At 70.2% G+C, this 10,425-nt stretch carries 11 protein-coding genes; 10 read left to right on the plus strand and 1 reads right to left on the minus strand.

Going from position 1 to position 10,425, the window contains the following annotated elements:
* On the plus strand, positions 1–235 hold a 235-nt coding region (locus KBZ04_RS09695), incomplete at its 5' end, for a hypothetical protein (protein WP_254991738.1).
* A gap of 147 nt (positions 236–382) precedes the next feature.
* On the opposite strand, the gene KBZ04_RS09700 is transcribed toward KBZ04_RS09695, so the two are convergent.
* Positions 383–2,734: a S8 family peptidase gene (locus tag KBZ04_RS09700; RefSeq protein WP_254991739.1), complete on the minus strand. Its 2,352-nt coding sequence runs from the start codon at positions 2,732–2,734 to the stop codon at positions 383–385.
* A gap of 104 nt (positions 2,735–2,838) precedes the next feature.
* Here KBZ04_RS09700 and KBZ04_RS09705 point away from each other — a divergent pair, with 104 nt between their 5' ends.
* The 9 genes from KBZ04_RS09705 (at position 2,839) to KBZ04_RS09745 (ending at position 10,401) form a co-directional block, all read left to right on the plus strand.
* Positions 2,839–3,564 (plus strand): polysaccharide deacetylase family protein, encoded by a 726-nt coding sequence (locus KBZ04_RS09705; RefSeq protein ID WP_254991740.1) that lies wholly within the window; start codon positions 2,839–2,841, stop codon positions 3,562–3,564.
* Between the two features lie 37 nt (positions 3,565–3,601).
* Positions 3,602–4,630, plus strand: coding sequence for a UDP-3-O-(3-hydroxymyristoyl)glucosamine N-acyltransferase (gene lpxD / locus KBZ04_RS09710; protein ID WP_254991741.1), 1,029 nt, complete (start codon positions 3,602–3,604; stop codon positions 4,628–4,630).
* 29 nt (positions 4,631–4,659) lie between these two features.
* Complete coding sequence (gene leuB, locus KBZ04_RS09715; RefSeq protein WP_254991742.1) at positions 4,660–5,742, plus strand: 3-isopropylmalate dehydrogenase; 1,083 nt, start codon at positions 4,660–4,662, stop codon at positions 5,740–5,742.
* 78 nt (positions 5,743–5,820) lie between these two features.
* Positions 5,821–6,723, plus strand: a complete 903-nt coding sequence (locus tag KBZ04_RS09720) for a phosphoribulokinase (RefSeq protein ID WP_254991743.1) — start codon at positions 5,821–5,823, stop codon at positions 6,721–6,723.
* A gap of 52 nt (positions 6,724–6,775) precedes the next feature.
* Positions 6,776–7,138, plus strand: coding sequence for a hypothetical protein (locus KBZ04_RS09725; RefSeq protein ID WP_254991744.1), 363 nt, complete (start codon positions 6,776–6,778; stop codon positions 7,136–7,138).
* Entirely contained in the window at positions 7,135–7,986 is an 852-nt protein-coding gene (locus tag KBZ04_RS09730; RefSeq protein ID WP_254991745.1) for a prepilin peptidase, read from the plus strand. The genes KBZ04_RS09725 and KBZ04_RS09730 overlap by 4 nt, the downstream gene beginning before the upstream one ends.
* A 36-nt stretch (positions 7,987–8,022) precedes the next feature.
* Positions 8,023–8,913 carry an acetyl-CoA carboxylase, carboxyltransferase subunit beta gene (accD, locus tag KBZ04_RS09735; protein ID WP_254991746.1) on the plus strand — a complete coding sequence of 297 codons (891 nt, stop codon included), beginning with the start codon at positions 8,023–8,025 and terminating at the stop codon, positions 8,911–8,913.
* Positions 8,910–9,332: a hypothetical protein gene (locus KBZ04_RS09740; RefSeq protein ID WP_254991747.1), complete on the plus strand. Its 423-nt coding sequence runs from the start codon at positions 8,910–8,912 to the stop codon at positions 9,330–9,332. Before accD ends, KBZ04_RS09740 begins: the two co-directional genes overlap by 4 nt.
* Positions 9,319–10,401, plus strand: coding sequence for a Gfo/Idh/MocA family protein (locus KBZ04_RS09745; protein WP_254991748.1), 1,083 nt, complete (start codon positions 9,319–9,321; stop codon positions 10,399–10,401). Before KBZ04_RS09740 ends, KBZ04_RS09745 begins: the two co-directional genes overlap by 14 nt.
* Positions 10,402–10,425 lie beyond the last annotated feature (24 nt).

Here is a 10,425-nt window from a genome sequence, read left to right on the forward strand (position 1 = left end):
TTTGGCAAGGCCTCTTGCAGATCGCGGGTCGCTGGCTTCCGATGATGTGAGTGATTGTTTTGTGTTCATCCTTTTGCTCGGCAGGTTGACATCAGGATTCGCGATTTCACCAAAGTTAGGACAGAAGAAACACACGTCGCGAATGGAGATGAAACTTTACTTCCGTTCTGCACCAGCCTCATCATTCCTGGTTGCTCAGGAAGCTTGGGAATTACTCAAGCGAACTTGTTTTTAGGCGGTTTCCGTGAACGCATCCTTACGCCCTCCCCATTCCGTGAACCACCAGCCAACAACCTGCAGCGATGGCTGAAAACCCCACGGGCAAACGTGCTCAATCCTTTTGCAGCAGGATCGTAGCTGTGGTTCACGGCCCCGTGACCCCTCAAGTCTCCAGCAACATCCTCGACAGATTCGGCAGGCCTGCCCCCTGGTGGTAGCGGTCCCGTTGCAGGTCGGTGCAGTGCTCCAGCAGGATGCGTTTCACCCGGTCGGGGTAGCCGATGAATTCGCTGCGCACCGAGAGGAATGCGGCCAGCAGTCCGCTGATGTGGGGGGCCGCCATGCTGGTGCCGGACAGGGCCACATAGAGCTCATCGAGTTCCTTGCCCTTGTCGCGGCTGGGGGTGCGTTTCGGGTCGCTGCTGCTGCGACAGGACAGGATCTTCTCTCCCGGGCCCACCAGGTCGGGCTTGAGGCGGCCATCGGCGGTGGGACCCCGCGAGGAGAAGTAGGAGGTGCCGTAGCGGTGGGGCAGGGTCGGGTGCACCGACCCCACGGCGATCGCCTCATCGAGGTTGGCCGGATCGCCGATCGACAGATCAAACGAGCGGGTGGCGCTGAAGCCGTCCACCACGATGTCGCCGCTGCCCTCGTTGCCGGCCGCCAGAACCACCAGCACCCCCTGGCGCACCAGCCGCAGCAGGGAGGCGCACAGCGGTGAATCGCCGCAGCCGAAGCTGGCCGGATCGAACGGTCCCCCCAGGCTCAGGTTCACCCCCTGGATCGCCAGGCGCCGTCCCTCCTGGTTCTGCTTCCAGATGTGGTCGATCGCCTTGATGATCCAGGCGTCGTAGCCACCGCCGTTGTCGGCCAGCACCTTGTAGCTCACGATCCGGGTCCGGGGCGCCATCGCCAGCAGGTCGGGACCGCCAGGGCCGCCCACCGACAGCAGCCCGCCGGCGATGATCCCGGCCACATGGGTGCCGTGGCCGTTGGCATCGTTGCCGCTGCCCTTCTGCACCGGCCCCCGCGCGGTGCAGTCCCATTCGGCGGCGATTGTTCCGTCCGGGGCGAAGCTTGGGTTGTGGAAGTGGGGGTGATGCCGGTCGATGCCGGTGTCCAGGACGGCCCAGGTGATGCCCTGGCCGCAGGCGTTGTAGCCCAGCTGGGCGGTGCGGGCCTGCACCGTGTGGATCGAATCGTGCATCAACGCCTTCTTGCGGCTGTTGCTGAACATCCGGTACACCGCCGGCGAGGTGGCGCCGTACTGGCGGCTCATCGCTCCCGCCAGCGTCTCCACTTCGGCGCGGGTCAGGTTCACCGCCACGTAGCGATCCAGCTGGTCCTCCAGGAACACCGTCTCGGCGGTGATCGGACCCTGCAGCACATGCGACCGGATCCATTCCACCACCGACTCCCGCGCCTTCTGCAGTGAATCGCCCCCCTCGCCTGCCCCCGCGGAGCGATCCGCCAGCTCGATCAGCACCGGCACCCGGGCCGTGGCCTCCACATCCAGCGCATCGGCCAGGCTGCGGGCCACCGTCATCGGACTCACGGGCTGGAAGCGGGAGCGGTCCAGCGCCGTCATCACCGTCTCCTGGGTCGACTGGCGCGACAGATAGCGGCTGGCGGAATGGGCCTTGCTGGGCGGCCACACCACCCCCATCACCCGTTCATCGACGATCTTCGGCTTGCCGGCGGCGCTGTATTCGTCGGCCAGGGTCTGGTCGAGGCAGACGATGTCGCCGTCCTGGGCGATGTTCACCCAGCGCTTCACACCGGCCGGGATCGGCAGCTTCTTGCCGTGCCATTTCTGCAGCACGTCCGTCACCTGGGGCAGCCCCAGCGGTGAGCCGATCGTCACATAGAGATCCACCTCCAAGGCGGCGCCCAGCTCCATCAGCGCCTGGTAGGTCACCATGCTCCCCTGGCTGTGGCCCACCACCACGAAGGGACCGCCGCCGGTGCTGATCCGGTCCTTCACCGTCTGCACCATCCGTTCGCGCTTTGTCTTGTTGAACAGGAAATCGTTCACATCCGCCATGAACGCCTTGGTGAACATCGCCGTCACCGGGCTCCACAGCCCCTTCGCTTCCACCGAGAGCGTCGCCGGCCCCCCCATCGGCGCCCCCCGCTGGGCCGCCGTCTGGGCGGCCGCCTCCAGCTGGGCCGTCAGCGCGTCCACGAACGCCTGCGACTCCGCCGGTGCGTCGCTGTCCTGGATCGATGCGGCCAGCAGCGCCTCCGAGCCCGGCTGCAGCGTCGCCCGGTCGTCACCGATCGCCCGGGTGGAGAAGCCCGCCGTCTCCGGGTAGCGCTCCCGGTCGACCCAGTACGCCATGCGGGTGCGCTCCCCCTGGTCGGCGCCGAATAGGGCCCGGTCCCACTCCGAGCGCAGCACCCCCTCGGGGGGCATGTTGGAGATCCCGTGGCAGTAGATCACCGTTCGGGCCTGTCCCCGGGCGCTTGGGGTGCTGGCGCTGCCGGCGGCGGCGGCTTTTTTCGGGGCGGTCATGGTGGCGCGGAGACGCAGGGAACCGACCCCCGCCCTAGCCAGCCCTGACGCCACCGGGCCACGGCCAGGCGTCGGTGTCATCGTTCTTGAGGCCGCTCCCGCCCATGATCCTGTTCCTGTCCGTTCTGGCCCTGGTGCTGCTGATGGACGTGGTGGTGCTGGTGGTGCTGCTGCCCTCGCTGCTGATCCGTCTGCTGCTGGTGCCGTTGTGCCCGGAGGTGGTGTGGTGCGGCCGGGGCCGGCAGAAACGGCTGGCCCTCACCATCGACGACGGCCCCAGTGGCCCCGGTTCGGAGGCCCTGCTGGCCCTGCTGGGGGAGCTGCAGGTGCCGGCCACTTTCTTCCTGATCGGCACCCACCTGGAGCGCGACCACCGCTTCGCCCGCCGCGCCCTGCAGCAGGGGCATGCCATCGGCAACCACCTCTGGCGCGACGAGCCCTCCGTTTCCCTGCCGCCGCCGCTGTTCCAGCAGCAGCTGGCCGACACCGAACGGGCCATCGCCCGGGCCGCCGCCCCCGCCACCCTTCGCTGGCGCTGGTTCCGGCCCGGTGGCGGCCGCTTCCACCGGCCCATGCTCGACGCCCTCGCGGCCCGCTCCTACCGCCTGGTGCTGGGTTCGGTCTTCCCCTGGGACACCCTGCAGCCGCCCCTCTGGTTCGTGCGGCTGTTCGTGCGCCTCAATGCCCACCCCGGCGGGATCCTGGTGCTGCATGACACCCCGGCCCTGAGCGGCCGCACCCTGGAAACCCTGCGCCGAATCGTTCCCGACCTGCGCCGACGCGGCTACCGCTTCGTGCCCTTGCAGGAGCTGCTGGATCCGTCCACCTGAGTGGGGCCTACGATCCGGGCCGTCCGCCCCCTGGGGAATGCGCTTCAGCAGCCTGCTCACCCGGATCGGCGCCGTGCAGGACGGCAGTCCGCGGCACCTGGCGGGGGATCCGGAGATCACGGGCGCCGAAGCGCTGGATCGCGCCGGCCCCGGCCAGCTGGCCTTCCTTGAACCCGGCAACGCCCTGGCGGCCGCCCTCTCCGCCAGCGGCGCCGCCGCCCTGCTGTTGCCCCTTGACGAAGAGATCCAGCAGCTGGCCAGCGAGCGCGGCCTGGCCTGGGTGGCCCTCGCCAACCCCCGGCTCGGCTTCGCCGAAGCCCTCGCCGCCCTGCATCCGCCCACCCCGAGGCCCCCGGGGATCCACCCCAGCGCCGTGGTCGATCCCAGCGCGGCTGTGGCCGCCGATGTGCATGTGGGCGCCCATGGGGTGATCGGTGCCGGCAGCGTCGTGGCCGCAGGCTGCGTGCTCCATCCCGGCGTCGTTCTCTATGAAGATGTGCAGCTGGGCCAGGGCTGCGAGATCCACGCCAACGCCGTGCTCCATCCCGGCAGCCGCCTGGGGGCGGGGTGCGTGGTCCAGTCCCAGGCGGTGATCGGCGCCGAGGGTTTCGGTTTCGTGCCCACCGCTTCGGGCTGGGTGAAGATGCCCCAGACCGGCCGGGTGGTGCTCGAAGACGGCGTCGAGGTGGGCTGCGGCTCCACCATCGATCGTCCCGCCGTCGGGGAGACCCGCATCGGTGCCGGCACCAAGATCGACAACCTCGTTCATGTCGGCCATGGCGTGGTGACGGGCAAGGGCTGTGCCCTGGCCGCCCAGGTGGGCATCGCCGGCGGCGCCGTGCTCGGCAACGGCGTCATCCTCGCCGGCCAGGTGGGCGTCGCTAACCGGGCTGTCATCGGCGACCGTGCCATCGCCTCCTCCAAGTCGGGCATCCACGGTGAGATCGCCGCCGGCGAGGTGGTCAGCGGCTACCCCGCCATCCCCAACCGCCTCTGGCTGCGCTGCTCCGCCGTCTTCAACAAGCTGCCCGAGATGGCCCGCACCCTGCGGCAGCTGCAGAAGTAGCCTCGCCTGCTGAGCGGCCCCCCCTCGCGATGACCAGCTACAGGATCACCCTGCTCGCGGGGGACGGCATCGGTCCGGAGATCACCGCGGTGGCCCGCACCCTGCTGGAGGCGGTGAGCGCCCGCCATGGCTTCAGCCTCCACTTCGATCCCCAGCCCGTCGGCGGCGCTGCCATCGACGCCACCGGAGAGCCCCTGCCCGCCATCACCCTGGAGGCCTGCCGGGCTTCCGATGCGGTGCTGCTCGCCGCCATCGGCGCCCCTCGCTTCGATGCCCTGCCCCGGGAGCAGCGCCCCGAGAGCGGCCTGCTGGCCCTGCGCTCCGGCCTGGGGCTGTTCGCCAACCTGCGGCCCGTCAAGATCATCCCGGCCCTGGCCGGTGCCAGCAGCCTGCGCCCCGAGGTGATCGCAGGGGTGGATCTGCTGGTGGTGCGCGAACTCATCGGCGGCATCTACTTCGGCACCCCCAAGGGGCGCATCGCGGTGGATGGCGGCGTGCGTGCTTTCAACACCATGGTCTACAGCGACCACGAGGTCGACCGGATCGCCCGGGTGGGCTTCCGCCTGGCGGCGGCCCGCCGTAGCCGGCTCTGCTCGGTCGACAAGGCCAACGTGCTCGATGTCAGCCAGCTCTGGCGTGACCGGGTGGACGCGATCCACGCCGAGTTCCCCGCCGTCGAGCTCAGCCACATGTACGTCGACAACGCCGCCATGCAGTTGGTGCGCGAGCCGCGCCAGTTCGACGTGCTGCTCACCGGCAACCTCTTCGGCGACATCCTCTCGGATGAGGCCGCCATGCTCACCGGCTCGATCGGCATGCTCCCCTCGGCCTCCCTCGGCTCAGGCGGCCCGGGCCTGTTCGAGCCGGTGCATGGCTCCGCCCCCGACATCGCCGGCCAGGACAAGGCCAACCCCATCGCCATGGTGCTGTCGGCCGCCATGCTGCTGCGGGTGGGCCTGCAGCAGGAGGCCGCCGCAGCCGACCTCGAGACCGCCGTCGACCGGGTGCTGGCCGCCGGCTTCCGCACCGGCGACCTGCTCATGGGCGAAGGCTGCACCCGGGTGGGCTGCCAGGCGATGGGCGAGCAGCTGCTGGCGGCCCTGCCGGCCTGAACGCCCCTCCGGTGAAGGCCGCAGGGGGCGCGGACCGGCGACCTGCCAAACTCACAGCCTCTGAACCCCCCTGCGTCGATGTCGAAGCGTCACCCGGTCGTGGCAGTCACCGGCTCCTCGGGAGCGGGAACCAGCACCGTCAAACGGGCCTTCGAGCACATCTTCTCCCGCGAGGGCATCATCCCGGCGGTGGTGGAAGGCGACAGCTTTCACCGCTTCGAGCGCGGCCCGATGAAGCAGGCGATGGCCGAGGCCCAGGCCCGTGGCGAGAACTTCTCCCACTTCGGCCCCGAGGCCAACATCTTCGACAAGCTCGAGGAGCTGTTCCGCACCTACAGCGAAACCGGCGGCGGCGACCGCCGCTACTACCTCCACTCGGTGGAGGAGGCCGCGGAGCACAACGCCCGCCTCGGCACCAGCCTGGAGCCCGGCCAGTTCACCCCCTGGGAACCCATCCCCTCCGGCACCCAGCTCCTCTTCTATGAGGGCCTGCACGGCGGTGTGGTGGGCGACGGCTACGACGTGGCCAGCCTGGTGGATCTCCTGATCGGCGTGGTGCCGATCGCCAACCTGGAGTGGATCCAGAAGATCTCCCGCGACAACGCCGAGCGGGGCTACTCGGCCGAAGCGATCGTCGACACGATCCTGCGCCGGATGCCGGACTACATCAACCACATCTGCCCCCAGTTCAGCCTCACCGACATCAACTTCCAGCGGGTGCCCACGGTGGACACCTCCAACCCGTTCATCTGCCGCAACATCCCCACCCCGGATGAGAGCTTCGTCATCATTCACTTCCGCAAGGGCGCCAGGGAGAAGTGGGGCATCGACTTCTCCTACCTGCTGCGCATGATCAACGGTTCCTTCATGTCCAGCCCCACCAGCATCGTGGTGAACGGCGGCAAGATGGGCTTCGCGATGGAGATCATCCTCACTCCGATCATCCACAAGATGATCGAGGAGCAGAAGAAACTCAGCTGAAGATCCACCGCTTGATCTTCCTTTCGGCCCTAAGATCTCCCGAAAGGAATCGGTGAATCCCATCACCGCCCAGCCCCCCACCATCACCCCGTCCGGATCCGGGAGTCCCTCCTTCCAGATCCGGGGCGGGGAGTCCTCGGCGACCCCGTCCCAGGGCTCCCTGCGCCTCGACCGCATCAACAGCGCCGAGCTGCTGCGCCACGGGCGCCACGTCTATTTCCGTTTTCTGGAGTCCTGCCCCACCGCCCCTGAGCCCCTGGGTGTGGTGCTTCTCGGCGCCGGCCCCCAGGGACGGGTGGTGTTCGAGGCGCCGATCCTCCTGCCTGATGAGCAGTTCGTGCCGATGGATCTGCTGCGTCCCCGCTCGGGCCGGGGCCGCAGCCCCCGGGGGGGCACCAGCCGCCCTTTGCCATGACCCCAGCCCCTCTCCTGCCGCCCGCGCTGCCGCTGTCCCTGCTGGCCCCGTTCGTGGCCCTGTCCGGCGCCTGCATCGGCAGCTTCCTGAACGTGGTGGTGTGGCGGTTGCCGCGGGAGGAGTCGCTGGTGTTCCCCGGCAGCCATTGCCCCCGCTGTGGCACCTCCCTGGCCTGGTTCGAGAACCTGCCCCTGCTCAGCTGGCTGCTGCTGCGTGGCCGCTGCCGCCATTGCCACGCCGCCATCCCCGTTCGGTACCCCCTGGTCGAGCTGCTCACCGCCGGCCTCTGGGTGGCGATGCTGTTCGCCCGCCCGGCGGCCATGGGGCCTGATCCCAGCCCCTGGCTGCTGCTCGCGGCTGGGTGGCTGTTGGCCAGCTGGTTGCTGCCCCTGGCCCTGATCGACCTCGACAGCCTGTGGCTGCCGGAACCCCTCTGCCGCTGGGGGGTGCTTCTGGGCCTGGCGGTCACGGCCGCCGTCGGCTTCCAGCAGGGGGCCGAGGTTGGCCGCACCCTGCTCTTCTCCCACCTGCTGGCGGTGGCCGCCGGCCTGCTGGGCTTCGAGGCCCTCAGTGCCCTGGCCGAAAAGGCGATGGGCCGGCCGGCCCTGGGGCTGGGGGACGCCAAGCTGGCCGCCCTGATGGGGGCCTGGCTCGGACCGCTGGGCCTGGGCCTGGCCGTCAGCCTGTCGGTTCTTGGTGGCGCGTTGATCGGCGGGCTGGCCCGGCTCACCGGTCGGCTCGGCCGCCAGCAGCCCTTCCCCTTCGGCCCCTTTCTCGCCGCCGGTGCCCTGGCCGTCTGGATCGGTGGCCACGCCCCCTGGCTGCGCCTTTGGGGCCTGGGTCTTTAATGACTGGTCAGCCGTCACCCTTGCTTCCGTCGCCCCATGTCCCTGTTCGACTGGTTCGCCGATCGCCGCAAGAACGCCCCGGCCGTGCGGGCCAGCAAGGGGCCTGAAGCCGACGAAGGTGATGGCCTCTGGAGCAAGTGCGCCGAATGCGGCCTGGTGGTGTACCGCAAGGATCTGATCGCCAATGCCAGCGTCTGCAAGGGCTGCGGCCACCATCACCGCATCGACAGCGCCGAGCGCATCCGCCTGATCGCCGACGAGGGCAGCTTCGAGCCGATCGATGCCGATCTGGCCCCCACCGATCCCCTCGCCTTCAAGGACCGCCGCAGCTACGCCGACCGGCTGCGGGACACCCAGCGGGCCACGGGCCTGCGGGATGCGGTGGTCACCGGCCTCTGCCGTCTGGAGGGCATGCCCCTGGCCCTGGGGGTGATGGATTTCCGTTTCATGGGCGGTTCGATGGGCTCGGTGGTGGGCGAGAAGCTCACCAGGCTCATCGAGCTGGCCACCGCCCGCCGCTACCCGTTGCTGATCGTCTGTGCCTCCGGCGGCGCCCGCATGCAGGAGGGAATGCTCAGCCTGATGCAGATGGCCAAGGTGTCCGGTGCCCTGCAGCGCCACCGCAGCGCCGAACTGCTCTACCTGCCCCTGCTCACCCACCCCACCACCGGCGGGGTCACCGCCAGCTTCGCCATGCTGGGCGACCTGATCCTGGCGGAGCCCAAGGCGATGATCGCCTTCGCCGGCCGTCGGGTGATCGAGCAGACCCTGGGCGAAAAGCTGCCCGAGGGTTTCCAGACCGCCGAGTACCTCCAGGACCACGGTTTCGTGGACACGATCGTGCCCAGGCCCGAGCTGCGCGGCACCCTGGCCACCCTGCTGCGCCTGCACGGCAGCGTGCGCACACCCCTGGCGGTCGCGCCATGAGACGTGCTGTGGGCCGGCTGCTGGCTGCGCTGATCGTGCTCGGCCTCTGGCTGGCCGCTCCCGACGCCGGCTGGGCCGGTCCGGTCGACTGGCAGGAAGTGGAGGCCGGCCCTGAGGGCCGCCAGTGGTGGGACTCCGGCAGCCTCCGCTTCGATCGCGAGGGCCGCCTCTCGGTGCTGAGCCGTTTCCAGCCCGCCGCCACCGCCGATGCGCCCGAGGACGCCCGTCCCCCAGTCGGCCAGCTGTACGTGATGCAGCTCGACTGCGACGAGGAGCTCTACCGCGACACCGCCGTCAACGGCCTGCCCCGCTGGGGCGCCGCCTGGCAGCCGGCCGCCGGCGACAACCTCACGATCCGGGTGCTGCATGCCGCCTGCGCTGCCGCCCGCCTGAGCCGGGAGAGCGATGCGACGGCCTGAGGCGCCCCTGGGGGTCGCCGTCGCCGGCCTCGGCTTCGGCGAGAAGGTGATCCTGGCGGCCCTGAGGGACGCCCCCGGCACCGAGCCGGTGGCCCTCTGGCATCCCCGGCCGGAGCGGGCCGCCGCCGCCGGGCAGGCGGCCGATCTGCCCGCCTTCGACGACTTCGATGCCCTGCTGGCCGAACCGGCCGTGGAGGCGGTGGTGATCGCCACGCCGCCGGAGCCCCGGTTCGCCCTGGCCCGGGCGGCCCTGGAGGCCGGCAAGCACCTGTTCCTGGAGAAGCCGGTGGCGCTGAAGGCCGATCAGGTGGAGGCGCTGCAGCGCCTCGCCATCGAACGGGGCCTGGTGGTGGCGGTCGACTTTGAGTACCGGGCCGTGCCCCATGTCCAGCAGCTGGCGGCCCTGGTCGCCCAGGGGGTGCTGGGGGATCCCTGGCTGGTGACGTTCGACTGGCTGATGAGCAGTCGCGCCGATCCGAGCCGCCCCTGGAGCTGGTACTCCCAGGTGGCCACCGGCGGCGGCGTGCTCGGGGCCCTCGGCACCCACGCCTTCGACACCTTGCACTGGCTGATCGGCCCCAGCCGCGGCCTCAGCGCCCGGCTGAGCACTGCCATCGGCGAGCGGCCCATCCCCGGCTCCGGCGCCATGGGACGGGTGGATGCCGAGGACATCGCCCTGATCCAGCTCGACCTGGCGGACCACCGGGGCCGGTCCGTTCCCGCCCAGCTCACCCTCTCCTCGGTGGCCCGGGCGGGGCGGGGCTACTGGATCGAGCTCTACGGCAGCGAGGCCACCCTGGTGCTGGGCTCCAGCAACCAGGCCGACTACGTGCACGGCATGCAGCTGTGGATGGCCCGGCCGGGCGAGGCCCTGCGCCCCGTCCCGGCCGATCCCGCCCTGGCCTATGGCCGCACCTGGGAGGACGGCCGCATCGCCCCGGTGCGGCGGCTGCTGGGCTGGTGGTCGCAGGCGGTGCGGGAGCGCCGGCCGATGGTGCCGGGGCTCGCCGAAGCGGTGACCAGCCAGCGCTGCTGCGACTGGGCCCGCCTGGGCACAGGAGGTCCGTAGGGCATCCCCTAGACTCCCCGTCAG

It is taken from the genome of Cyanobium sp. N5-Cardenillas (assembly GCF_024345515.1).
GTDB lineage: Bacteria > Cyanobacteriota > Cyanobacteriia > PCC-6307 > Cyanobiaceae > Cyanobium.

Bases quoted from the DNA above. Each gene is read 5' to 3' on its own strand.
- KBZ04_RS09700 (WP_254991739.1), bottom strand. From the start codon at position 2,734: ATGACCGCCCCGAAAAAAGCCGCCGCCGCCGGCAGCGCCAGCACCCCA.
- KBZ04_RS09705 (WP_254991740.1), top strand. From the start codon at position 2,839: ATGATCCTGTTCCTGTCCGTTCTGGCCCTGGTGCTGCTGATGGACGTG.
- lpxD (WP_254991741.1), top strand. From the start codon at position 3,602: ATGCGCTTCAGCAGCCTGCTCACCCGGATCGGCGCCGTGCAGGACGGC.
- leuB (WP_254991742.1), top strand. From the start codon at position 4,660: ATGACCAGCTACAGGATCACCCTGCTCGCGGGGGACGGCATCGGTCCG.
- KBZ04_RS09720 (WP_254991743.1), top strand. From the start codon at position 5,821: ATGTCGAAGCGTCACCCGGTCGTGGCAGTCACCGGCTCCTCGGGAGCG.
- KBZ04_RS09730 (WP_254991745.1), top strand. From the start codon at position 7,135: ATGACCCCAGCCCCTCTCCTGCCGCCCGCGCTGCCGCTGTCCCTGCTG.
- accD (WP_254991746.1), top strand. From the start codon at position 8,023: ATGTCCCTGTTCGACTGGTTCGCCGATCGCCGCAAGAACGCCCCGGCC.
- KBZ04_RS09740 (WP_254991747.1), top strand. From the start codon at position 8,910: ATGAGACGTGCTGTGGGCCGGCTGCTGGCTGCGCTGATCGTGCTCGGC.
- KBZ04_RS09745 (WP_254991748.1), top strand. From the start codon at position 9,319: ATGCGACGGCCTGAGGCGCCCCTGGGGGTCGCCGTCGCCGGCCTCGGC.